17 protein-coding genes and 1 pseudogene are annotated in these 24,369 nt (G+C 61.2%); 11 read left to right on the plus strand and 7 right to left on the minus strand.

Annotation, left to right across the window (positions count from 1 at the left end; all coding sequences use genetic code 11):
- Positions 1-166: 166 nt before the first annotated feature.
- From PSH90_RS20170 to edd, 6 genes are all read right to left on the minus strand, one after another.
- Positions 167-1,468: an ABC transporter substrate-binding protein gene (locus tag PSH90_RS20170; protein WP_024014061.1), complete on the minus strand. Its 1,302-nt coding sequence runs from the start codon at positions 1,466-1,468 to the stop codon at positions 167-169.
- A 118-nt stretch (positions 1,469-1,586) separates the two neighbouring features.
- Positions 1,587-2,846, minus strand: coding sequence for an AGE family epimerase/isomerase (locus tag PSH90_RS20175; RefSeq protein ID WP_305381389.1), 1,260 nt, complete (start codon positions 2,844-2,846; stop codon positions 1,587-1,589).
- Positions 2,847-3,152: 306 nt separating this feature from the next.
- The gene (locus PSH90_RS20180) at positions 3,153-4,622 is read right to left on the minus strand and encodes an ATP-binding protein (RefSeq protein ID WP_056787959.1); all 1,470 of its coding nucleotides are present in this window, start codon (positions 4,620-4,622) and stop codon (positions 3,153-3,155) included.
- Complete coding sequence (locus PSH90_RS20185) at positions 4,612-5,343, minus strand: response regulator (protein ID WP_039758123.1); 732 nt, start codon at positions 5,341-5,343, stop codon at positions 4,612-4,614. The genes PSH90_RS20180 and PSH90_RS20185 overlap by 11 nt, the downstream gene beginning before the upstream one ends.
- Positions 5,344-5,522: 179 nt before the next feature.
- Positions 5,523-6,482, minus strand: a complete 960-nt coding sequence (locus tag PSH90_RS20190) for a glucokinase (RefSeq protein ID WP_056787957.1) — start codon at positions 6,480-6,482, stop codon at positions 5,523-5,525.
- A complete protein-coding gene (gene edd, locus PSH90_RS20195) occupies positions 6,479-8,305 on the minus strand; it encodes a phosphogluconate dehydratase (RefSeq protein ID WP_305381390.1) in 1,827 nt (608 codons plus the stop codon). Before edd ends, PSH90_RS20190 begins: the two co-directional genes overlap by 4 nt.
- Positions 8,306-8,525: 220 nt before the next feature.
- On the opposite strand from edd, the gene gap reads away from it, so the two are divergent.
- The 9 genes and pseudogenes from gap (at position 8,526) to PSH90_RS20235 (ending at position 19,159) form a co-directional block, all read left to right on the plus strand.
- Complete coding sequence (gene gap / locus PSH90_RS20200) at positions 8,526-9,527, plus strand: type I glyceraldehyde-3-phosphate dehydrogenase (RefSeq protein WP_016773526.1); 1,002 nt, start codon at positions 8,526-8,528, stop codon at positions 9,525-9,527.
- Between the two features lie 199 nt (positions 9,528-9,726).
- Positions 9,727-10,254, plus strand: coding sequence for an RNA polymerase sigma factor (locus PSH90_RS20205; protein ID WP_305381391.1), 528 nt, complete (start codon positions 9,727-9,729; stop codon positions 10,252-10,254).
- 101 nt (positions 10,255-10,355) lie between these two features.
- Positions 10,356-11,321, plus strand: a complete 966-nt coding sequence (locus PSH90_RS20210; RefSeq protein WP_150637495.1) for a FecR domain-containing protein — start codon at positions 10,356-10,358, stop codon at positions 11,319-11,321.
- A gap of 122 nt (positions 11,322-11,443) precedes the next feature.
- Entirely contained in the window at positions 11,444-14,032 is a 2,589-nt protein-coding gene (locus PSH90_RS20215; protein WP_305381393.1) for a TonB-dependent receptor, read from the plus strand.
- A 109-nt stretch (positions 14,033-14,141) separates the two neighbouring features.
- Positions 14,142-14,738, plus strand: coding sequence for a biliverdin-producing heme oxygenase (locus tag PSH90_RS20220; RefSeq protein ID WP_305381394.1), 597 nt, complete (start codon positions 14,142-14,144; stop codon positions 14,736-14,738).
- A gap of 162 nt (positions 14,739-14,900) precedes the next feature.
- A complete protein-coding gene (locus PSH90_RS20225) occupies positions 14,901-15,311 on the plus strand; it encodes a YbaN family protein (RefSeq protein ID WP_305381395.1) in 411 nt (136 codons plus the stop codon).
- A 1,344-nt stretch (positions 15,312-16,655) separates the two neighbouring features.
- Positions 16,656-16,712: pseudogene (locus tag PSH90_RS27605) on the plus strand (hypothetical protein); the annotation flags it as partial.
- 201 nt (positions 16,713-16,913) lie between these two features.
- Complete coding sequence (locus tag PSH90_RS27610) at positions 16,914-17,618, plus strand: methyl-accepting chemotaxis protein (RefSeq protein ID WP_370593510.1); 705 nt, start codon at positions 16,914-16,916, stop codon at positions 17,616-17,618.
- Between the two features lie 191 nt (positions 17,619-17,809).
- Positions 17,810-19,159: a CoA transferase gene (locus PSH90_RS20235; RefSeq protein WP_305381397.1), complete on the plus strand. Its 1,350-nt coding sequence runs from the start codon at positions 17,810-17,812 to the stop codon at positions 19,157-19,159.
- Between the two features lie 587 nt (positions 19,160-19,746).
- Here the strand turns inward: PSH90_RS20235 and arcD (PSH90_RS20240) are convergent.
- The gene (arcD, locus tag PSH90_RS20240) at positions 19,747-21,174 is read right to left on the minus strand and encodes an arginine-ornithine antiporter (RefSeq protein WP_150637483.1); all 1,428 of its coding nucleotides are present in this window, start codon (positions 21,172-21,174) and stop codon (positions 19,747-19,749) included.
- 437 nt (positions 21,175-21,611) lie between these two features.
- On the opposite strand from arcD (PSH90_RS20240), the gene arcD (PSH90_RS20245) reads away from it, so the two are divergent.
- Together arcD (PSH90_RS20245) and arcA are read left to right on the plus strand one after the other, a co-directional pair.
- Complete coding sequence (gene arcD / locus PSH90_RS20245; RefSeq protein ID WP_016773517.1) at positions 21,612-23,039, plus strand: arginine-ornithine antiporter; 1,428 nt, start codon at positions 21,612-21,614, stop codon at positions 23,037-23,039.
- A gap of 35 nt (positions 23,040-23,074) precedes the next feature.
- Positions 23,075-24,331, plus strand: a complete 1,257-nt coding sequence (gene arcA / locus PSH90_RS20250; protein ID WP_305381398.1) for an arginine deiminase — start codon at positions 23,075-23,077, stop codon at positions 24,329-24,331.
- The last annotated feature ends 38 nt before the right edge of the window (positions 24,332-24,369 follow it).

Genomic DNA, 24,369 nt, shown 5'->3' on the forward strand with positions numbered 1-24,369 from the left:
AGCCCTGTGGCGAGGGGATTTATCCCCGATCGACTGCGCAGCAGTCGCGAAATCATTACATGCGGTATTTCAGACACTGCACCGCTGCAACTTTCCGGGGTCGCTTCGCAACCCATCGGGGATGAATCCCCTCACCACAAAGGCTCACTCCTACAGGGGCCAAGCATTACTTGGCCGACTGAACTGCCGCGCCGAGTTTCTTCGCCGCATCGGCCGGGTCGGCTTTCGGGTCGTTGATGTAGTTGGTGACTACGTCAAAGAACGCGCCCTGCACCGCCAGCGTGGTCGCCATGTTGTGCGCCATGCTTGGTTGCAGGCCGCCGGACTTGGCGTCCGCGAGGAAGTCCTTGGCAGCGGTCTGCGCGCAGGAATCGAAGCCGAGCTTGTCCATGTTGTTCAACATGTCGTTGCGCACCGGGATCGAGCCTTTGTTGATGCTGAAGACTTTCTGGAAGTTCTCACCCAGCACGACTTTGGCGATGTCCTGCTGACCGGCCGCAGTGCCTGCGTCCTTCTGCTTGAACACGGCCAGCGAGTCGATGTTGTAGGTGAACGCCTTGTCGGTGCCCGGGAACGCTACGCACTCGTAGTCCTTGCCGGCGACTTTCTTGGCGGCGGTCCATTCGGACTTGGCCCAGTCACCCATGATCTGCATGCCGGCCTTGCCGTTGATGACCTTGGCCGCTTCGAGGTTCCAGTCCTGGCCTTTGCCGTCCGCGTCCATGTAGGTCGCGACTTTCTTCAGCTCAGTGAGCGCCTTGACCATTTCCGGGCCGGTCAGCGCTTTGTTGTCGAGATCGACCAGGGCTTTCTTGTAGCCATCCACGCCCATGACCGAGAGCACCACGGCTTCGAACACGGTGCTGTCCTGCCAAGGCTGACCGCCGTGAGCGAGCGGAATGAAGCCCGCCGCTTTCAGCTTGTCGCCGGCTGCATAGAACTCTTCGAGGGTGGTTGGATTCTTGGTGATGCCGGCTTTCTTGAAGACTTCCGGGTTGATCCACAGCCAGTTCACGCGGTGAATGTTCACCGGCACGGCCACGTAATCACCGTCGTACTTCACGGTATCGGAGACTTTCTTGTCGAGCAGGCTGTCCCACTTTTCCGACTTGGCGACGTCTTTCAAAACGTCGGTGTCGAGCAGGCCGGTCGACGCCCATTCCTGGATGTCCGGGCCTTTGATCTGCGCTACGCCTGGCGGGTTGCCGGCAACGGCACGGCTTTTCAGCACGGTCATGGCAGTCGCACCGCCACCACCGGCAACAGCGCCGTCCTTCCAGGTGAAACCGTCTTTTTCGACTTGGGCCTTGAGCACATCGACAGCGGCTTTTTCGCCACCGGAAGTCCACCAGTGCACGACTTCGACCGAACCTTTGGAATCGGCGGCGGAGACACTGAGCGGCAGGATTGCGAGCGGGAACAGGGAGGCGACAGAAATGACAGTAGCGAGGCGAGAAATCGCATTCATTCGAGATGTACCTTTCTTGTTGTTATGCATTGCAAGTCTGGTGCTTGCGCTGCACGGAGTTTAAACAGAGCGTTTCGCTTCGCAGGTAACGAAGGGACGCGTAAATGTCACGACATGGTTACACAGGCACAGGCCAGGACAACTGCGCCAAAGCCGTGGCAATGCTCGGCGCCAGCGGCAATCGCGGAATCAACACAGCCTGCCAGGCGTGATACAGATCGGGCTTGCCCGGCCAGATATCGGCACTCGGCACATTCTGCGGATTGAGTTCGTGGTACCAGCTGCCGTTGCAGCGGTCGATGAAATTCGTCTCGCAGAACTCCCAGAACAGCCGGTACCAGGTTTCGTATTGCCCGTCGCCGGTGCGTTTGAGCAAGGCACTGGCGGCGGCGCTGGCTTCGGCATGCGTCCAGTGCAGACGATGGCGGACCACGGCTTTGTTGTGCCAGTCGAGGGTGTAGACGATGCCCGGCGCGCCATCGACATTCCAGCCGTGGCGGCAATTGTTTTCGAAGAGTTTTTGCGCATCGACGGCCAGCCAGCCCGGCGTCAGCATGCCGGCCTGCACCCGCGCGGCTTCAAGGTGCAGGAGCAAGCGCGCCCATTCGAAACCGTGGCCCGGCGTGGTGCCGTAAGGACGGAAACCGTCAGCCGGATTGTCGCGGTTGTATTCGCGCAGCGGTTGCCAGTCGCGGTCGAAGTGTTCGATGACCATGTAATCGTTGGCTGCAGCGTGGCCATGGATCACTCGTTCGACGATGCGCTGGGCGCGCACCAGCCAGCGCGGATCTTCGGTGACATCGGCCAGCGCGAGGAATGCTTCGGTCGCGTGCATGTTGCTGTTGGCGCCGCGATAGGCTTCTTCTTCGCTCCAGTCGCGGTTGAAGAATTCGCGCATGGCGCCCTCTTCTTCGCTCCAGAAATAAGTGTCGATGATGTCGATTGCGTCATCGAGCAAAGCCTGGGCGCCGGGCCGTTGCGCGACCGCGGCGGAGCTGGCGGCGAGTGCGACAAAGGCATGCAGATAGGCGTTCTTGCCGGTGTTGTCGTCGCGGTGTTCGGCCACCGCAAACCAGCCGCCGTGCAACGCATCACGCAGTGGCCCGCGCAACGCGGCGATACCGTGGTCGACCAGCTCGGCAAACCCCGGCAGGCCCTGAATGTGCGCCATGGCGAAGCTGTGGGTCATGCGCGCGGTGTTCATGGTCTCGGCTTGTGCGTGCGCAGGCAAACGGCCGCGTTCGTCGAGGTTGCCGAAGCCTTCGGGCAGTCGTGATGCCTTGGCAAAATCCAGCAGACGCAGGCCTTCGGCGGCTAGCCATTGCTGGTGGGCAGGGGCGTTCAGCCAACTGCTGAAGTCTGGGTGAAAGGTGTCCATGGCGTGACCCTTTTTTGTTGTTAGGACTGCGGGCAGTCTAAACAACGGGCCGGGGCGGGCTTGTAACGAAGGGGACGGGGATTGTCACTGGCTTGTGACAAAAGAGAAGAGCAAAAGCACCCTCACCCCAACCCTCTCCCGGAGGGAGAGGGGGCCGACCGAGGTGTCTTGCGTCCTCCGTCGACCTGAAAAATATTGGCGATTATGGATTCACCACCGCATTTACAGGTCAGCGCACCTCAGCAGCATCCCCCAATCGGTCCCCTCTCCCTCTGGGAGAGGGCTAGGGTGAGGGGCTTTTCGGGGCTAATCCACAGACCGAGGCAACTGCAACGTCACCCGCAACCCACCCTCACGCAGGTTCTGCAACGTCACCTCGCCGCCATGGCTATGGGCGATGTTGCGCGCAATGCCCAGTCCCAATCCGTAGCCCTGCTGCTGTCCCGCCAAACGGAAGTGCGGTTCGAACACTTGCTCCAGCCGCTGCTGCGGCACACCCGGCCCTTCGTCGTCGACGTGCAAAACGAACGCGCTGTCATCGTCATCGATGTGCAGGTGCGCGTTCTGCCCGTACTTCAAGGCGTTGTCGATCAGGTTGCCGATGCAGCGCTTGAGCGCCAGCGGTTTGCCCGGATAGGCCGACAGCGCGCGGCCATGCTGAGTGACGCGGCCATTGCCGTTCGGCGCCAGATACGGCTCGACCAGGCAATCGAGGACATGATTGAGATCCACCGGCTCGATGTTCTCGTGGATGTCGGTGTCTTTCACGCATTGCAACGCGCCTTTGACCAGCAGCTCCAGCTCATCCAGATCGCGGCCGAACTTGGCTTGCAGCTGTTCGTCCTCGAGCAGCTCGACGCGCAAACGCAGGCGGGTGATCGGCGTGCGCAGGTCGTGGGAAATCGCGCTGAACAACTGGCTGCGTTCGGTCAGGTAACGGCTGATGCGTTCGCGCATGGTGTTGAACGCGCGGCCAACTTCGACCACTTCACTGCCACCGCCCTCCGCCACCGGCTCGACGTCGGCGCCCAGCGACAGATCCCGCGCCGCCCGCGCCAGACGCTTGAGCGGCCGGCTCTGCCAGTGCACCAGCAGGCCGATGAACAACAACAGAAAGCCGCTGGTGAGGACGATAAACCATACCTGCTGCGCCGGCAGGCCTTGCTCTTCGAGACTGGTGTACGGCTCCGGCAGCAACGAGGCGATGTACAGCCACTCGCCCGGGGCCATTTGAATCTGCGTGACCAGCACCGGCGGATTCACCGGTTCAAGCGTCAACGCGTAGTGCGCCCAGGAGCGCGGCAATTCATCAAGTTTCAGCCCTGCGTTGAAAATGCGCAGGTCTTCGGGGCTGACGAAGGTCACCGAAATATCCGTGTCATGGCCCAGAGACTGGCGCAGCACTTCGTCCACCGCTTGCATCACCGCAGCCTTGCGCGGCGTCACCGGCAGCACGTCCATGCCCAGCGGCTTGTCGTTCAGCGTCACGACAAACCGGGTGCCGCCCATGCTGCGCAATTGATCGAGCACCAGCGGCCGATAGGCCACTGGCAAGGAACGGAAATAGCTGACGCTGGCGGTCATCGAATGCGCCAGGCTGCGGGCACTGGTGACGAGGCCTTCGAGCTGGGTAGCGCGCAACTGCGAGACCCAGATCACGCTCGACAGCGTCTGCGCGAACAGCACCGCCAGCAGAGTCAGCAGCAGCATCCGCCCGAGCAGTGAGCGCGGCACCGGTATGCGACTGGCGAATTTGCGCAGCGACTCAGTGAGCATTGCCGGCAACCACATTGGCTGCCAACTGATAGCCGCTGCCGCGCACGGTGCGGATCAACCGTGGCGGTTTTTCGGTGTCGCGCAAGCGTTGACGCAAACGGCTGACGGCCATGTCGACGATGCGATCGAGCGGCATCAGATCGCGGCCACGGGTGGCGTTGCCGATGGTGTCGCGGTCGAGGATTTGCTGCGGATGATCGAGGAACAGTTTCAGCAGAGCGAAATCGGCGCCGGAAAGGATCACTTCCTCGCCGTCAGTGTGGAACAGCCGATGGCTGACCGTGTCCAGGCGCCAGTCGTCGAAGGCCAGCACTTCGCTGCCGCTGCGTTCGTGGGCGAACTGTGCGCGGCGCAGCAGGGCCTTGATCCGCGCTTGCAGTTCGCGCGGGCTGAACGGTTTGCCAAGGTAGTCGTCGGCGCCGAGTTCCAGACCGATCACGCGGTCGGCTTCGTCGGAACTGGCAGTCAGCATGATGATTGGCACCTGTGCCTGACGCGGGTGCTGGCGTACCCAACGGCACAGGCTGAAGCCGTCTTCGTCGGGCAGCATGACATCGAGGATCACCAGATCGCTCGGCGCCTCGTTGAGCGCCTGACGAAAACCGGCACCATCGGCGGTGGCCCGCACCTGGAACCCGGCGCGGGTCAGGTAGGTTTCCAGCAACTCGCGTATTTCCTGGTCGTCATCGACCAACAATATCGACTTGTTGACTGAGCTCACTTCGAAGGCATCCTTGTTGTTGGAGTTGGGCGGATTATGCCTTAAGCATCAAACTAACAGACACTACAGAAACCCTTGTGGGAGCGAGCCTGCTCGCGAATCGGTTTTAACATTCAACAGATCTGTTGACTGACACACCGCTTTCGCGAGCAGGCTCGCTCCCACAATTGGATTGCATTTCAGGTCGGGATTGATTGGTCCAGCGCCACGCCGGCGCCGACCAGGCCGGAGTACGGCGCCGTCACCAGCCACACCGGGATGCCTTTGAAGTAGTCGCTCATGCAGCCTTTGTCGGCGAAGCAGCGGGCGAAGCCGCTGGCGAGGAAGAAATCGGCGAAGCGGGGAATCACCCCGCCAACGATAAACACCCCGCCGCGCGCGCCAGTGGTAAGCACGTTGTTGCCGGCGACGCGGCCGAGCCAGCAGCAGAACTGCTCGAGCACTTCCAAAGCGATCGGGTCACCGGCAAGGCCGGCGGCGGTGATCGCTTCCGGCGTTTCAAGCGTAGGCTCATGACCATCCACCGCGCAGATCGCCCGGTACAGCCGAGGCAGGCCGCCGCCGCTCAACGCGGTTTCCGCGCTGACATGGCCGATCTCGTTGTAGATGTGTTGCCACAGTTGCGTTTCGCGTGGACTGCTCAGCGGCAGGTCGACGTGGCCGCCCTCGCCCGGCAACGCCGCGAAGCGCCCTTCGCCGAGATCGAGCAAGGTGCCGACGCCCAGGCCAGTGCCGGGGCCGATCACCACCGCCGGGCGCAACGGCTCCGGCGTGCCTTCGCAAACCACACGGAATTCGCCCGGCTGCAAGCGGGTCATGCCCAGCGCCATCGCCGAGAAGTCGTTGGTCAGCAACAACTGCTCGACCTGCAAGGTCTTGCAAAACGCGCTGCGGCTGAGCCGCCAGTGATTGTTGGTGAACTTGAACTCATCGCCGCTCACCGGACCTGCCACCGACAGGCACACCGAGCCGATCGAGCCCGGCGCCAGACCGAGCCCGCTCAGGTACAAGGCGATTGCCTCTTCCGGGCTGGCGAAGTCGGCCGTGGCCAGCACCTGAACCGATTGCAGTTGCTGGTTTTGCCACAACGCGAACCGCGCGTTGGTGCCTCCGATGTCACCGACCAAAGCCAGTTTCAATTAAGCGTCTCCAGGGCAGAAGTGAAGGCGCTGGCGCCCTGCTCCGCCGAGCTGAAGGCCATGCGCATGAAGCCAAACAGCTCGCGGCCGCTGCCGATGTTGTTGCCCAACAGGCCTTTGGCAGGTTCGCGCGCTGCAAATTCGGCGGCGTCGACCTTCAGTTCCAAGGTGCCTTTGACGCCATCGACGCGGATGATATCGCCCTCTTGCACGCGCGCCAAAGCGCCACCGACATAAGCTTCCGGGCTGACGTGAATCGCCGCCGGGATTTTCCCAGACGCGCCGGACATGCGCCCGTCAGTCACCAATGCCACTTTGAAGCCGCGATCCTGCAGTACGCCGAGGAATGGCGTCATCTTGTGCAGCTCCGGCATGCCGTTGGAGCGCGGCCCTTGAAAGCGCATCACGGCGACAAAATCCTTCTCCAGCAGACCGGCCTTGAATGCGTCCGCCAGGTCTTGTTGATCCTGGAAGACCATCGCCGGTGCTTCGACGATCTGGTTCTCCAGCGCAACGGCGGAAACCTTCATCACGCCGCGACCGAGGTTGCCTTCCATCACCCGCAGTCCGCCTTCTTGCGAGAACGCACGGGACACCGGACGCAGAATGTTTTCGTCGAGGCTGTCGGTCGGGCCTTCACGCCAGACCAACTCACCGTTATCGAGGAACGGCTCTTTGGTGTACTGGCTCAGGCCATGGCCGAGCACGGTGTTGACGTCCTCATGCAGCAGGCCTGCGCCGAGCAGTTCGCGGATCAGGAACGACATGCCGCCCGCTGCCTGGAAGTGGTTGATGTCGGCTTTGCCGTTCGGGTAGACGTGGCTCAGGGTCGGGACGACTTCGGAGAGGTCGGCCATGTCCTGCCAGGTCAGCTGAATGCCAGCGGCCATGGCGATGGCCGGCATGTGCAAGGTGTGGTTGGTCGAGCCGCCGGTGGCGTGCAAGGCAACGATGGAGTTGACCAGCGCCTTCTCGTCGACGATTTCGCCGATCGGCATGAAGTTGCCGTTCTGCTTGGTCAGGCGCGTGACCTGATGCGCGGCTTCGCGGGTGAGCGCGTCGCGCAGCGGCGTGTTCGGGTTGACGAAAGACGCGCCCGGCAAGTGCAGGCCCATGACTTCCATCAGCAACTGGTTGGTGTTGGCGGTGCCGTAGAAGGTGCAGGTGCCCGGGCTGTGGTAGGACTTCATCTCCGATTCCAGCAGCTCTTCGCGGGTCGCCTTGCCTTCGGCGTACTTCTGGCGGACGTCGGCTTTTTCCTTGTTGGAAATCCCCGACACCATCGGCCCGCCCGGTACGAAAATGGTCGGCAGATGACCGAAACGCAGCGAACCCATCATCAGGCCCGGAACGATCTTGTCGCAGATGCCGAGCATCAGCGCGCCATCGAACATGTTGTGCGACAGCGCCACCGCCGTGGACATGGCGATCACTTCGCGGCTCGGCAGGCTCAGTTCCATGCCCGGCTCACCCTGGGTCACGCCATCGCACATCGCCGGAGTGCCGCCGGCGAACTGGCCGACCGAGCCGATCTCGCGCAGGGAGTTCTTGATTTGTTGGGGGAAAACTTCGTACGGCTGGTGCGCCGAAAGCATGTCGTTATACGAAGACACAATGGCGATGTTCGCCGAGTTCATCATCCGCAGGCTGTGCTTGTCTTCAGTGCCGCAACCGGCCACGCCGTGGGCGAAGTTGGCGCATTGCAGCTTGCCGCGCATCGGGCCGTCGGTGGCGGCGCCGCGAATCAATGCAAGGTAAGCCTGACGCGTGGCGCGGCTGCGGGCGATAAGCCGTTCGGTGACCTCAAGAACGCGGGGATGCATGTGTAGAACTCCAGGCTAACGGATGTGGCGACCTGATTGTCTATGCTGATCAAACGCCGTTGTTGTTGGAATGACAGACGGCTTTTTTGACCATTCGGACCAGTTGATTCAGGTCACTCGTTGTAGATAAAACAAAATATTGCCACTAAAAAGGCTTGTTTTCTATTTTTATGCGAATAATCTTGTAATTCCAACAACAAAACGACGGCGGCGCTGTTCCATGACTCTTCGAATCGCAATCAATGGTTTTGGCCGCATCGGCCGTAATGTCCTGCGCGCACTGTATACCCAAGGCTATCGTCAAGACCTGCAGATCGTCGCGATCAACGATCTGGGTGACAGTTCGATCAATGCCCATCTGCTCAAATACGACACCGTTCACGGCACTTTCGACGCCGAAGTGGCGCACGATAACGAGAGCCTGACGGTCAATGGCGACCGCATCGCGGTCAGCGCCATTCGCAACCCGGCCGACCTGCCGTGGGCCGCAGAAAAAATCGACGTAGTGTTCGAATGCACCGGTCTGTTCACCGACCGTGCCAAAGCCGCCGCGCATATCAGCGCCGGCGCCCGCAAGGTGATCATTTCTGCCCCGGCCAAAGGCGCCGACGCCACCGTCGTTTATGGCGTCAACCACGACATTCTGCGTCAGTCGCACCAGATCATTTCCAACGCTTCGTGCACCACCAACTGCCTGGCGCCAGTGGCGCAGGTGCTGCATCGCGAGCTGGGGATCGAAAGCGGCCTGATGACCACCATCCACGCCTACACCAACGACCAGAACCTCACCGACGTCTATCACAGCGACCCGTACCGCGCCCGTTCCGCCACGCAGAACATGATCCCGAGCAAGACCGGCGCAGCCGAAGCGGTAGGCCTGGTGCTGCCGGAACTGGCGGGCAAATTGACCGGCATGGCTGTGCGCGTACCGGTGATCAATGTGTCGCTGGTCGACCTCACCGTGCAACTGAAGAAAGAAGCCAGTGCCGACGAAGTCAACGCCCTGCTGAAAGCGGCCAGCCAGCACTCGAAGATTCTCGGTTACAACACCTTGCCGCTGGTTTCCAGCGACTTCAACCACAACCCGCTGTCGTCGATCTTCGACGCCAACCACACCAAGGTCAGCGGCAAGTTGCTGAAAGTGCTGGCCTGGTACGACAACGAATGGGGCTTCTCCAACCGCATGCTGGATAACTGCCTGGCGTTGTGTAACGCCGAATAATCCCGGCCGGTCCCCAATCCCTGTGGGAGCGAGCCTGCTCGCGAAAGCTATATGTCAGTCAATATGGAGCTGACTGACACAACGCCTTCGCGAGCAGGCTCGCTCCCACAGGAGATCCGATTTCAATTTGAAATCAGCGCTTGACCATTCAGCTGGATGATAAGCATTATCATTCGCTCGAAATGGATCAGGTCCTCCCGTGAGTCAATCGCGCTTCAACCACGTCTTCCTCGCCCAGCGCACTTCCCTGCTGCGCACGCTGGAACGGATGGTCAACAATCACAGCACCGCTGAAGACCTGTTGCAGGAGACCTACCTGCGCGTGACCCGGGCGTTGAGCGAACGGGCCATCGATCACCTTGAACCCTTTGTCTTCCAGACCGCGCGCAATCTGGCGCTGGACCATTTGCGTGCGCGCAAGATTCATGCGCGGACCATGGTCGACGACGTGCCGCAAGATGTCGTGCAGAGCATCGCCGCGCCGGCCAGCAGCGCCGAAGACGCTGCCCACGCCGAACAACTGCTGGAGCGTTTGAACGTGAGCCTCAGCCAACTCAGCCCGCGCCAGCAACAGATCTTCATCCTCAGCCGCCTGCACGGGCACAGTTATCAGGAAATCGCCAATGAACTGAACGTGTCGCTGAGCACCGTGCAGAAAAAACTGAAACTGATCATGTCGATCTGCATTGGCGTCGCCGAACGACATAACGGCAGCGGCAAGCTTTGAGCTGCAAGCTACAGGTAAAAACAAAAAGCGGTAACGCATCCGGCTTGCAGCTTGCAGCTTGAAGCTAGAAACTGCTTCGCCAGAAGCCCTGAGGAACCACCGTGACGGACACCCACCGCTCGCCTTCGCCCGATTCGGCGCGGGACGCTGCAGCTGCAATGGACCAGGCGCTGGACTGGCTCATCGTGCTCGGCAGCCCGGATGAGGAACAGACCCGGCAATTTCATGCCTGGCTGGCGGCTGATCCGTTAAATGCCGAGGCATTCGCCAAGGCCCAGGCCATCTGGGACGGCCCGCAAGTCGCACTGTGCGCCGAGGCTCTGGCGACAAAACCGGTAAAAATCACCTTCCTCAAACGCTTGCGCCCGCACTGGAAACCGCTGGCCACCGCTGCGGTGCTGATCCTTGGGCTGTTCAGTTTCAGTAACTTGCCGATGCGCATTCAAGCGGATCACCTGACCGTGGTCGGCGAGCGTCAGCGTCTGCAACTGGAGGACGGCTCGAAGGTTCTGCTCAATACCAATTCGGCGTTTTCCAGCACCATCAACGATCAGCAACGCGTGGCCCGGCTGTTTCAGGGCGAGGCGTTTTTCGAGATCGCCAGCGGGCGCAATCAGCCGCTGGAGATCGACGCAGGTCCGGTAACGGCCAGCGTCCACGACACCGCATTCGCCGTGCGCTACCTCGACGGGGTCGCGCAAGTGAATGTGCAGCGTGGCGATGTCGATCTGCGCGCCACCCACAACGATGCCAGGGTGCGCCTGCGCGCCGGGGAGAGCATTCGCATCGGCCCCAACGGTTTTGATCGCCCGGCCAAGCTCGACGCCAATGCCGATCTGGCCTGGGTTGAAGGCCGCCTGGTGTTCGAGAACTGCCCGCTGAATCAGGTGCTGGCCGAGCTGCGCCGCTACTACCCGGGCTGGATCATCAACAACAACGAGCAACTGGCCGACGTCGCCGTCACCGGCAATTACCGTCTCGACCAGCCGCTCGACGTGGTCCGCTCCCTCGCCCACATCACCTCGGCGCGCCTGCAGGAATTCCCGGCGCTGGTGATCCTTAACTGAATGAGAATTATTTTTACTCGATAGCCAGCGACAGTACGTCTCGTTATAGCCAATGCAATTGATTCGCATCTAACCATGCCGATCAGCACCTATAAAGATTCGTGCGACACGGAGCGCTATCGATGTCCTCACGCCTTACCCGCCAGACTTCCTCCCCTTCCCGCGTACTGTCGCTGCTGACTGCGGCCATCCTCATGGCTGGCACCGCACCGCTGCTCGCCGCCGCCGCCGAGCAACCGACACGCAACATGGGCGATTACGCCTTCGCCATCGGCCAGCAACCGCTGGTTTCGGCACTGAATGCCTTCACCGCCGTGACCGGTTGGCAGGTCGGCTTGCCGGCAGAGTTGGGGCAGAACGTTTCGTCGCAGGGCGTGCGCGGTTCGCTGCCGCCGGAGAAAGCCCTCGAGCGCCTGTTAGTGGGGACCAACCTGAGCTTTCGCAAGCTGAGCTACAACAATGTCGTGCTGGAAAAACGCAACAGCAGCGGCACGCTCAATCTTGATCAGGTGACCATCAGCGCCACTCGCCAGGAACAGTCGGTCAACAGCGTGCCCTCGACGGTCAGCGTGCAGGATCGCCAAGAGCTTGACCGCAACAACGTCAACACCATCAAGGATCTGGTGCGCTACGAGCCGGGCGTTTCCGTTGGCGGTGCCGGTCAGCGTGGCGGCATCAGCGGCTACAACATTCGCGGTATCGACGGCGACCGCATCCTGACTCAAGTCGATGGCGTGGAGATCCCCAACGGCTTCTTCAACGGCCCGTATGCCAAGAGCCAGCGCAACTACGTCGACCCGGAAATCGTCAAACGCGTGGAAATCCTCCGTGGCCCGGCCTCGGTGCTGTACGGCAGCAACGCAATCGGCGGCGCGGTCAGCTATTACACGCTGGACGCCGACGACATCATCAAACCGGGCAAGGACGTCGGCGCGCGTCTGAAAAGCGGTTACAGCTCCGCCGACGACAGCTGGCTGAAATCCGCCACCGTCGCTGGCCGCAGCGGTGAGTTCGACGGCTTGCTGCATTACAGCCAGCGCGACGGACACGAAACCGAGTCCTTCGGCGGCAATAACGGCACCGGCCTTGCGCGCACCGCCGCCAACCCGGAAGACGTGCGCGCAACCAACGTTCTGGCCAAGCTCGGCTGGAATTACAACGACGATTCGCGTCTGGGCCTGACCTACGAAAAGTACAAGGACGATCGCGACACCGACCAGAAAAGTGCCTACGGCGGCCCGTATTTCAATGGCGCGCCGACCATTCCGAGCAGCGTCCTGCCCGGCGGCATGTACCAGTGGCGCACCGGCAACGACACCATCACCCGCGAGCGTTTCGGCATCGAACACGCGTTCGCCCTCGACAGCCTGCTGGTCGATAACGTCAAGTGGAGCCTCAATCACCAGATCGCCAAGACCGACCAGAGCACCGAAGAGTTGTACTACCCGATCACTCGTAAAGTGCTGCGTACCCGCGACACGCTCTACGAAGAAAAACAGTGGGTGTTCGACGCGCAACTGGACAAGGCTTTCGCCATCGGTGACACCGATCACCTGCTGACTTACGGCACCACGATCAAACAGCAGAAAGTCACCGGCTCGCGCAGCGGCGACGGCACCTGTGTAGCCGTCGGTCGCGGCTGCACGGCGATTGGCGCGACGAGTCCGGCGGACGTACTGGCCAAGGCCTCTGATTTCCCCGATCCGACCATCAACACCTACAGCCTGTTTGCTCAGGATCAGATCAGCTGGAACGACTGGACCTTCCTCCCGGGCCTGCGCTACGACTACACCCAGCTCAAGCCGCACGTCACTGAAGAGTTTCTCAACACCGTGAACGCCGACGGCCAGGGCACGGTCAGCGACAAGAACAAGACCTGGCACAAGGTGTCGCCAAAATTCGGCCTGACCTATGCACTGACGGACAACTACACCTGGTACGGCCAGTACGCCGAAGGCTTCCGCACGCCCACGGCAAAATCGCTGTACGGGCGTTTCGAGAACAACACGACCGGCTACACCGTAGCGCCCAACTCCGACCTCGAGCCGGAAAAGAGCAAAGGCTTCGAAACCGGCCTGCGCGGGAATTTCGAGCAGGGTTCGTTCGACGTCGCGGTGTTCTATAACAAGTACCGCGACTTCATCAACGAGGACGCGGTCAAGCCGGGCGACGATCAGTTGACCTTCCAGAGCAACAACATCAAGCGCGCCACCATCAAGGGTGCGGAAGTCAAAGGTCGCTTGAACCTGGATGCGTTCGGCGCGCCGCAAGGCCTGTATACCCAAGGCTCGATCGCCTACGCCTACGGTCGCAACAACGACAGCGGCGAGCCGATCAACAGCGTCAATCCGCTCACCGGCGTGTTCGGTCTCGGTTACGACCAGGACAACTATGGCGGTTTGCTGAGCTGGACCGTGGTGAAGAAAAAGGACCGCGTCGACGACAGCAACTTCAAGTCGCCGGACGGCGTCAGCAGTCAGTTCAAGACCCCGGGCTTCGGCATTCTCGATCTGGCCGGCTATTACAAAGTCAGCGACGACGTCACCGTCAGCGGCGGCGTCTACAACCTGACCGACAAGAAATACTGGCTATGGGATGACGTGCGCGGTTACGACAGCGTCGGCGAAGCGTCGGTGACGCAACCGGCCAACCTCGATCGGCTGACCCAACCGGGGCGCAACTTCGCGATCAACCTGATCTGGGACATCTGATCCGCCCGGCCTCACTGCGCGAGTTCTCGCCGCGCAGTGAGGTTTTTTTACTGTCCGGCGCCCGCCCGTACGTCTTGTTATCAAGCGCCTCATCTATCAAGGACACCCCATGACTACCCCGGAAAAAACCCTGCGTTCGCAACGCCTGAACCAGATCACCCATGAGCCGCACAGCAAACTCGATGCCCTGGTCAAAGCCCACGCACCATTCGAAACCCGCGCCAGCTTCGCCCGTTTCGTCGTCGCGCAATACCTGTTCCAGGCGGAACTGGTGGAGCTGTACAACGATGCCGAACTGACTTCAATCGTCCCCGATCTGCCGGCCCGTTGCCGCGCCGAAGCGGCCAAGGCTGACCTTGCCGACCTCGACACCGAAGTCCCGGCCCCGGTGGCCGGCGCGCTGAAAAACCCGAGCAAGGCACGGGCGCTAGGCTGGATCTTCGTGTCGGAGGGTTCCAAGCTCGGCGCGGCGTTCCTGATCAAGCGCGCGGTGGCGCTCGATCTGAGCGAAACCTTTGGTGCCCGGCATCTGGCTGAACCGCAAGGTGGCCGCGCCGAGGGCTGGAAAAGCTTCGTACGCACCCTCGATGCGTTGCCGTTCACCGCTGAGGAAGAGGCTGAAGTGGAGCAAGGTGCGCTGGATGCATTCAACCGCTTTACCGTGCTGCTGGAACGGGCTTATGCCATAGAAGCCGAAGTGGCCTGAAGCAACTCTTATCACTTGTGGGAGCGAGCCTGCTCGCGAAGACGGCAGCACATTCAACATCAATGTGCCTGATCAACCGCTTTCGCGAGCAGGCTCGCTCCCACAGAGCTCACCACAAATCTGTAAGATCTCCGTTCCGCTTCAGAAGCCGCCGCTGAGCCCATGCCCGCACCCGCCCCATCAAAACTCGCCCGTCTGCTGTTCGGCCTGCTGGCCTATGTCAGCCTCGGCATTGGCCTTGTCGCCATCGTCGTGCCCGGTCTGCCGACCACCGAGTTCATCCTCCTTGCCGCGTGGGCCGCGACCCGCAGTTCGCCGCGCCTGAGTGCCTGGCTGGAAAATCACCGCCTGTTCGGGCCGATCCTCAGTAACTGGCGCAACGGCAGGGTGATCGCGCGCAAGGCCAAGATCAGCGCCACCGTCAGCATGCTGCTGTGCGCCACTTTGATGCTGGTACTGCTTGATCACGGCTGGCCGATCTATCTGGCGATTGCCGGCATGGCCATGGGCAACCTGTGGATCTGGTCGCGCCCGGAGACGCCCGTCGCGGTAGTGAAACATCCCTGCAATTAAAGCCTTTTCAGCACTTTCCCCTGCGCAAACGTTTAGCGGCGACCGTCCGTCGGCGAGCGCCTCATGCCGTTTCGCGCGACGCCGATTAGGATTGAATGGCGCTGAATGGATTTGGCAAACCGGGCTTCAGGCCCAGCCACCTGTTTATTCCATTCGCGAGATCGCCCCATGTTCGACTCTCTTTCCATTCGCCTGAAAATCGTCCTGCTCTCCGGCCTGTGCCTGCTCGGAGTGGTGGTGCTGATCGTCAGCATGAACATCTACCAGACCAACCAGAACGACGCGCTGGTCAGTCAATCCAGCAACCAGTTACTGACCGCCAGCGTGCAGAACCTGCTGCAGGCCAAGGCCGCCGAGCAAGCGGTGCGGGTGCAGAAAACCTTTGGTGAAAGCCTGCTCGTGGTCACCGCCCTCGCCGACCAGATCAAGGATCTGCGGACGATGGCGGCCAAGCGTTCGCTCGAAGCCGGCGCTGTTCGTGAAGAGTTGAACCAGAGCCTGAAAACCGCTTTCGAGCGCAACGATAAAGTCCTCGGTATCTGGCTGGCCTTCGAACCCAACGGCCTCGACGGCAAGGACAGCGAATTCGCCAACGATGCCGCGCGGCAGTCCAACGAAGCCGGGCGCTTCGCCTCGTACTGGAGCCGTGCCGCCGGCGCCGCGCTGAATACGATCATGGTCGAGGACGACTTGACCAAGACCACCCTCAGCGTCAGCGGCACGCCGTACAACAGTTGGTACACCTGCCCTCGCGACAACAAACGCACCTGCCTGCTTGACCCGTATGCCGACACGGTCGGTGGCAAGGAAATGCTCATGACGACCATTTCCGTGCCGCTGCTGGTGGATGGCAAAGCGATCGGCGTGGTTGGTGTCGACATTGCGCTCGACGCCCTGCAAGCCGCCGCCGTCGACTCGCAGCGCAGCCTGTTCAACAACGCCGGGCACATGCTGATCGTCTCCGGCAGCGGCGTACTGGCGGCCGACAGTGCCGACGCGACGCGAGTGGGCAAAAAAATCAGCGACACCCTCGGCGCTGACGGCAAGGATGTATTGCAACTGGTCGGCAGCGGCACGGCAAAAATTCTCCAACAGGGCGAACTGATTCGCGCGGTTTACCCGGTCGACCCGATCGGCAATTCGCGGGCCTGGGGCGTGGTCATCGACCTGCCCGAGCACGTGCTGCTGGCCGACTCGGTGAAACTGCAAGCGGTGCTGGATGACGCGCAACAAACCGGCGTCATCACTGCCCTGCTGGTGGCGGGCGTGGCCGGTCTGGTCGGCCTCCTGCTGATCTGGCTCACCGCCTCCGGCGTCACCCGTCCGATCAACAGCGTCGCCGACATGCTGAAGAACATTGCCAGCGGCGAAGGCGATCTGACTCAGCGCCTGAACTACAGCAAGAAAGACGAACTGGGCGAACTGGTGAACTGGTTCAACCGCTTCCTCGACAAGCTTCAGCCGACCATCGCGCAGATCAAACAGAGCATCACCGAAGCCCGTGGCACGGCTGATCAGTCGTCGGAAATTGCCCGCCAGACCAGCGAAGGCATGCAGGTGCAGTTCCGCGAAATCGATCAGGTCGCCACCGCCTCCAACGAAATGAGCGCCACCGCGCACGACGTCGCCAACAGTGCCTCGAACGCGGCCAACGCCGCCAAGGGTGCCGATCAGTCGGCGAAGGACGGTATGGCGATCATCGAGCGCAGCACCCGCGACATCAATCAACTGGCCGATGAGGTGAGCAAAGCAGTTACCGAGGTCGAAGCGCTGGCAGTGAACAGCGAGCAGATCGGCTCGGTGCTGGAAGTGATTCGCAGCATCGCCGAACAGACCAACCTGCTGGCCCTCAACGCCGCCATCGAAGCCGCCCGCGCCGGCGAAAGCGGTCGCGGTTTTGCCGTGGTCGCCGATGAGGTGCGCAACCTGGCCAAGCGCACGCAGGATTCGGTGGAAGAAATCCGCATCGTCATTGAGCGCATCCAGACCGGTACCCGTGGCGTGGTCGCCACCATGCACTCGAGCCAGACCCAGGCGCACAACAACGCCGGGCAGATTCGTCAGGCCGTTGATGCGCTGGGCAAGATCAGCGACGCGGTGACGGTGATCAGCGACATGAACCTGCAGATCGCCAGTGCCGCCGAAGAGCAAAGCGCCGTGGCCGAAGAGGTCAACCGCAACGTCTCGGCGATTCGCACCGTGACCGAAACCCTGACCGAGCAGGCCACCGAATCGGCAGCGATCAGCAGCCAGCTCAACAGCCTGGCGAGCCAGCAGATGAAATTGATGGATCAGTTCCGCGTGTAACGGCCCAGCATAAATCCCTGTGGGAGCGAGCCTGCTCGCGAAGCGGTCGTCATATCCAACATCCGTGTTGACTGACACTACGCCTTCGCGAGCAGGCTCGCTCCCACTGGGGAAACGGGTTCACATCCTGGTTTCATCTAAACCGCGATTCTTTTGCACTATCATCGCCCTCTCGTTCCGGAGGGCCTTCGATGACTGATCTGCTCACGTCCATCCAAACCGCACTCGGCCTGCCTCGCACGCCCATCCCCTTCAACGGTGAAGGCGCGTTGCCCTCGGCGTTCGCAGTCACTGAACTGGCCTGCGCCAGCATCGCCGTTGCCGGGCAAGCGCTCAGCGAATTGCTTCACCAGCAAACCGGGCACTTGCCTGCGGTTGCAGTCGACCGGCGCCTGGCCTCGTTCTGGTTCTCCACCTCGCTTCGCCCGATCGGCTGGCAGGTGCCGCCGTTATGGGACGCGATCGCCGGCGACTATGCGACCCGGGACGGCTGGATCCGTCTGCACACCAACGCTCCGCATCACCGCGCCGCCGCTGAACGCGTGCTCGGTGCCTGCGCCGACCGCGCCGCAATGGCGGCGAAAGTCGCGCAATGGGACAGTGCGGATCTGGAACAAGCAGTGGTCGACGCCAACGGCTGCGCCGCCGAGATGCGCAGTTGGGCGCATTGGCAGCAGCATCCGCAGGGGCTGGCGGTGAATGCCGAAGCGCTGGTGCAATTCATCGAGCAGACGGACGAGAACCGCAGCCCATGGCAAGGCTCGCTCGCACGACCTCTGGCCGGGATCAAGGTGCTCGACCTGACCCGCGTGCTCGCCGGTCCCAGCGCCAGCCGCTTTCTCGCCGGGCTCGGCGCAAACGTGCTGCGCATCGATCCACCGAGCTGGAACGAACCCGGCGTCGTTCCGGAAATGACTGTCGGCAAGCGCTGTGCGCGGCTGGATCTGCAAGTGCCAGCGGATCGCGCAGTGTTCGAAGGTTTATTGCAAGACGCCGACATCTTGCTCCACGGCTATCGCGCCGATGCGCTGGAGCATCTGGGGTTTGGTATTGAACGCCGAAGGCAACTGGCACCGGGGCTGATCGACGTCTGCCTCAATGCCTACGGCTGGAGCGGCCCCTGGCAGAACCGCCGGGGCTTCGACAGCCTGGTGCAGATGAGCAGCGGCATCGCCGAGGCCGGACAGCGCTGGAAGCACAGCGATAAACCGACGCCACTGCCGGTGCAGGCACTGGATCATGCGACCGGGTATCTGATGGCGGCGAGTGCGATCAGATTGCTGACTGAACGACTGGCCAGCGGTCGCGGGGGTTCGGCGCGGTTGTCGCTGGCACGGACGGCGAAGCTGTTGCTTGAGCATGGGCCGGGGATGCTTGACCCGCTGCGGGCTGAAGACGCACTGGATCAGGATCCGGCGATTGAACACACCGCGTGGGGGCCGGCGCGGAGGTTGCGCGTGCCGCTGCAGATCAGCGGGACGGATATGCGGTGGAATTGGCCGGCGACGGAGTTGGGCTCGCATCCTCCGTGTTGGCCATGAGAAGCCCCTCACCCTAGCCCTCTCCCAGAGGGAGAGGGGACTGATTGGGGGATATTGGAGAGTTACGCCGACGTGCAAGATTTTCGTCGAATCCATAATCGACTCGATCGCTCAGGTCGATGTATAGCGCCAGACACCTCGGTCGGTCCCCTCTCCCAGAGGGAGAGGGGACTGATTGGGGGATATTGGAGAGTTACGCCGACGTGAAAGATTTTCGTCGAATCCATAATCGACTCGATCGCTCAGGTCGATGTATAGCGCCAGACACCTCGGTCGGTCCCCTCTCCCAGAGGGAGAGGGGACTGATTGGGGGATATTGGAGAGTTACGCCGACGTGAAAGATTTTCGTCGAATCCATAATCAACTCGATCGCTCAGGTCGACGTATAGCGCCAGACACCTCGGTCGGTCCCCTCTCCCAGAGGGAGAGGGGACTGATTGGGGGATATTGGAGAGTTACGCCGACGTGCAAGATTTTCGTCGAATCCATAATCGACTCGATCGCTCAGGTCGATGTATAGCGCCAGACACCTCGGTCGGTCCCCTCTCCCTCTGGGAGAGGGCTAGGGTGAGGGGCTGCTTTTCAGATCACAACGACAACACCCCGCTATACAACCCATACGCCGCCAGCCCCGCCCCGATCACCACGCAAGCAAAAATCCCCTTTTCCACCGTAGTGAAAACCGGTTGCCCCTGTTCACGCTTGGCCTTGGCAAACAGAATCACCCCCGGCGCATACAGCAGCGCCGACAGCAGCAGATACTTCACCCCACCGGCATACAACAGCCACACCGCGTAAACCAGTGCGATGCCGCCGATCAGCAGATCCTTTGTACGTTCCGCCGAGGCGTGTTCGTAGGTTTCGCCGCGCCCGCTGAGCAGCACCGCGTAGGCCGCCGACCACAAATACGGCACCAGAATCATCGACGAGGCCAGGTAAATCAGACTGGTGTAAGTGCCCGCCGAGAACAATGTGATCAGCAGGAAAATCTGGATCATCACATTGGTCAGCCACAGCGCGTTGACCGGCACGTGGTTCTTGTTTTCCTTCTTCAGGAACGCCGGCATGGTTTTGTCTTTGGCCGTGGCGAAGAGGATTTCCGCGCACAGCAAGGCCCATGACAACAACGCGCCCAACAGCGAAATCGCCAGCCCGACGCTGATCAGCAACGCACCCCACGGCCCGACGATGTGTTCGAGCACCGCTGCCAGTGATGGGTTTTGCAGATTGGCCAGTTCCGGCTGACTCATGATCCCCAGCGACAGCACGTTGACCAGCACCAGCAGCGCCAGCACGCCGATAAAACCGATCACCGTGGCACGGCCGACGTCGCTGCGTTTTTCTGCGCGAGCCGAATAGACGCTGGCGCCTTCGATGCCGATGAACACGAACACGGTGACCAGCATCATGTTGCGCACCTGATCCATCACCCCGCCGAAGTTCGGGTTGCTGCGGCCCCAGATGTCACGGGTGAAAATGTCAGCCTTGAATGCCACGGCAGCGATGACGATGAACATGATCAGCGGCACGACCTTGGCCACGGTGGTCAGCTGGTTGATCAGCGCCGCCTCCTTGATCCCGCGCATCACCAGAAAATGCACCGCCCACAACAGCAGCGAGGCGCAGCCGATGGCGATCGGCGTGTTGCCCTGGCCGAATACCGGGAAGAAATAACCGAGGGTGCTGAACAGCAACACAAAATAGCCGACGTTGCCCAGCCAGGCGCTGATCCAGTAACCCCACGCCGACGAAAAGCCCATGTAATCGCCGAACCCGGCCTTGGCGTAGGCGTAGACGCCCGAGTCCAGCTCCGGTTTGCGATTGGCCAGGGTCTGAAAGACGAAGGCCAGCGTCAGCATGCCGATTGCGGTGATGCCCCAGCCGATCAGGATCGCCCCGGCATCGGCGCGCGCCGCCATGTTTTGCGGCAACGAGAAAATCCCCCCGCCGATCATCGACCCCACCACCAGCGCGATCAACGCACCAAGGCGCAGCTTTTGCGTCGGTTGCGACATGCAGATCTCCTTGAAAGAGCCGTTGTTGTTTATTTGTAACAACAGCCGACTAAAAGCCTAAGGGTAGATGACGTTTATCAGGTAATGGCCAATTTCGCACCGTTATATATAGCCGACCACGATAACGCTTAGCACGTTAAATCAGTTTTGTGCGCCAATCTTGATTATTCAATTCTGTACTGAAAACAGATGACGGACATTTGCCAAACGCGGAAAAGCAACTAGCGTCATAGTTCGAAAGCATTAATTGCTATTCCCAATTGCGTCAGCGAAACGGCTCTGGGACGGGCCTTCCAGAGCACAGTGTTATGCCCGCAACGGGTGGATAAGTCATTCATTAACAATGGAATGTGGCCATGCACTGATCCAAGTCAGCTATTCGAACAGACAACGGTACTAGGCTGTGAGCTCTCCTTTCCTGCAATGGAGTCATGCAAATGTCTGAAGCGCCCGGAAAACTAAGACTCGGTGCACTGGTTGCACTGGTAGTCGGTTCAATGATTGGCGGCGGGATATTTTCGTTGCCACAAAACATGGCCGCCAGCGCCGACGTCGGTGCAGTGCTCATCGGCTGGGCCATCACCGCAGTCGGCATGCTCACCCTCGCATTTGTCTTTCAGACCCTCGCCAATCGCAAGCCTGATCTGGACGGCGGAGTCTACGCCTACGCCAAGGCCGGATTCGGCGACTACATGGGTTTCTCCTCGGCCTGGGGCTACTGGATCAGCGCCTGGCTGGGCAACGTCGGCTACTTCGTTCTGCTGTTCAGCACCCTCGGCTACTTCTTTCCGATCTTCGGCGAAGGCAACACGCCGGCGGCGGTGATCGGCGCGTCCTTGCTGCTGTGGGGCGTGCATTTCCTGGTGTTGCGCGGGATCAAGGAAGCGGCGTTCATCAACCTGGTGACCACCGTCGCCAAGGTCGTGCCGCTGCTGCTGTTTGTATTGATCGCAGTCTTCGCGTTCAGACTGGACATCTTCACCGCCGACATCTGGGGCGTGAAAAACCCCGATCTGGGCAGTGTGATGAACCAGGTGCGCAACATGATGCTGGTCACCGTCTGGGTGTTCATCGGCATCGAAGGCGCGAGCATCTTCTCCGCCCGCGCCGAGAAACGCTCGGATGTCGGCAAGGCCACCGTGATCGGCTTCATCACCGTGCTGCTGTTTCTGGTGCTGGTGAACGTGCTGTCGCTGGGCATCATGACCCAGCCGGAACTGGCGAAACTGCAGAACCCGTCGATGGCCGCCGTGCTTGAGCATGTGGTCGGTCACTGGGGTGCGGTGCTGATCAGCGTCGGCCTGATCATCTCGCTGCTCGGTGCGCTGCTGTCGTGGGTGCTGCTGTGTGCGGAGATCATGTTCGCCGCCGCCAAAGACCACACCATGCCGGAGTTTCTGCGCAAGGAAAACGCCAACCATGTGCCGGTCAACGCCCTGTGGCTGACCAACGCGATGGTGCAGGTGTTCCTGATCATCACCCTGTTCTCGGCCAGCACTTACCTGTCACTGATCTACCTCGCCACCTCGATGATTCTGGTGCCGTACCTGTGGTCAGCGGCCTATGCCCTGCTGCTGGCGGTGCGCGGCGAGAGCTACGAAGGCTTCGCCGCCGAGCGGCGCAAGGATCTGATCATCGGCGGTATCGCCCTGATCTATGCGGTGTGGTTGTTGTACGCCGGCGGGGTCAAGTACCTGCTGCTGTCGGCCCTGCTCTACGCGCCCGGCGCGATCCTGTTCGCCAAGGCCAAGCTGGAACTCAAACAACCGGTTTTCACCAACGTCGAGAAGCTGATTTTCGCCGCAGTGGTCGTGGGCGCCGTGGTGGCGGCCTACGGTCTCTACGATGGCTTCCTGACGCTGTAACCCCTGATTGAATTGTCATCTGGAGGAACACAGAAATGACCACGGAAAAAGTGAAGTACGGCGTCCACTCCGAAGCCGGGAAACTGCGTAAAGTCATGGTTTGCTCCCCAGGTCTGGCCCATCAGCGGCTGACCCCGAACAACTGCGATGAACTGCTGTTCGATGACGTGCTGTGGGTGGCGCAGGCCAAGCGCGATCACTTCGACTTCGTCACCAAGATGCGCGAGCGCGGCATCGACGTGGTGGAAATGCACAATCTGCTGACCGACATCGTCGCCATCCCCGAAGCGCTGGACTGGATTCTTGAGCGCAAAGTCACTGCCGACTCGGTGGGCCTGGGCCTGATCAGCGAAGTGAAATCCTGGCTGAAAAGCCTTGAGCCACGCCAAATCGCCGAATTCCTGATTGGCGGCGTCTCGGCCGATGATCTGCCGGACAGCTTCGGAGGCAAGACCATCCAGATGTTCCGCGACTTCCTCGGCCACTCCAGCTTCATCCTGCCGCCGCTGCCCAATACCCAGTTCACCCGCGACACTACCTGCTGGATCTACGGTGGCGTGACGCTGAACCCGATGTACTGGCCGGCGCGCCGTCAGGAAACCCTGCTGACCACCGCCATCTATAAATTCCATCCGCAATTCACCAACGCCGAATTCGAGATCTGGTACGGCGACCCGGACAAGGACCACGGCAACTCCACCCTTGAGGGCGGCGACGTCATGCCGATCGGCAACGGCGTGGTGCTGATCGGCATGGGCGAGCGTTCATCGCGGCAGGCCATCGGCCAACTGGCGCTGAACCTGTTCAACAACAAAGCGGTGGAAAAAGTCATCGTCGCCGGCCTGCCGAAGTCCCGCGCAGCAATGCACCTGGACACCGTGTTCAGCTTCTGCGACCGCGACCTGGTGACGATCTTCCCGGAAGTGGTCAACCAGATCGTCGCCTTCACCCTGCGTCCTGACGAAAGCAAACAGGGTGGCATCGACATCCGCCGCGAAGAAGGCAGCTTCCTCGACACCGTCGCTGCGGCGCTGAATCTGCCGAAACTGCGCGTGGTGGAAACCGGCGGCAACAGCTTCGCCGCCGAACGCGAGCAATGGGACGACGGCAACAACGTGGTGGCGATGGAGCCGGGCGTGGTCATCGGCTACGACCGCAACACCTACACCAACACCCTGCTGCGCAAGGCTGGCGTGGAGGTCATCACCATCAGCGCCGGCGAACTCGGCCGAGGCCGTGGCGGCGGCCACTGCATGACCTGCCCGATCATCCGCGACCCGATCGACTACTAATCTTTGAGCCTTCGCCGCGACTTATCCAGCGCGGCCAA

The organism is Pseudomonas sp. FP1762, assembly GCF_030687105.1.
In the GTDB taxonomy this organism is placed as follows: domain Bacteria; phylum Pseudomonadota; class Gammaproteobacteria; order Pseudomonadales; family Pseudomonadaceae; genus Aquipseudomonas; species Aquipseudomonas siliginis.

Bases quoted from the DNA above. Each gene is read 5' to 3' on its own strand.
- PSH90_RS20170 (WP_024014061.1), bottom strand. From the start codon at position 1,468: ATGAATGCGATTTCTCGCCTCGCTACTGTCATTTCTGTCGCCTCCCTG.
- PSH90_RS20175 (WP_305381389.1), bottom strand. From the start codon at position 2,846: ATGGACACCTTTCACCCAGACTTCAGCAGTTGGCTGAACGCCCCTGCC.
- PSH90_RS20180 (WP_056787959.1), bottom strand. From the start codon at position 4,622: ATGCTCACTGAGTCGCTGCGCAAATTCGCCAGTCGCATACCGGTGCCG.
- edd (WP_305381390.1), bottom strand. From the start codon at position 8,305: ATGCATCCCCGCGTTCTTGAGGTCACCGAACGGCTTATCGCCCGCAGC.
- gap (WP_016773526.1), top strand. From the start codon at position 8,526: ATGACTCTTCGAATCGCAATCAATGGTTTTGGCCGCATCGGCCGTAAT.
- PSH90_RS20215 (WP_305381393.1), top strand. From the start codon at position 11,444: ATGTCCTCACGCCTTACCCGCCAGACTTCCTCCCCTTCCCGCGTACTG.
- PSH90_RS20220 (WP_305381394.1), top strand. From the start codon at position 14,142: ATGACTACCCCGGAAAAAACCCTGCGTTCGCAACGCCTGAACCAGATC.
- PSH90_RS20225 (WP_305381395.1), top strand. From the start codon at position 14,901: ATGCCCGCACCCGCCCCATCAAAACTCGCCCGTCTGCTGTTCGGCCTG.
- PSH90_RS27610 (WP_370593510.1), top strand. From the start codon at position 16,914: ATGAGCGCCACCGCGCACGACGTCGCCAACAGTGCCTCGAACGCGGCC.
- PSH90_RS20235 (WP_305381397.1), top strand. From the start codon at position 17,810: ATGACTGATCTGCTCACGTCCATCCAAACCGCACTCGGCCTGCCTCGC.
- arcD (WP_150637483.1), bottom strand. From the start codon at position 21,174: ATGTCGCAACCGACGCAAAAGCTGCGCCTTGGTGCGTTGATCGCGCTG.
- arcD (WP_016773517.1), top strand. From the start codon at position 21,612: ATGTCTGAAGCGCCCGGAAAACTAAGACTCGGTGCACTGGTTGCACTG.
- arcA (WP_305381398.1), top strand. From the start codon at position 23,075: ATGACCACGGAAAAAGTGAAGTACGGCGTCCACTCCGAAGCCGGGAAA.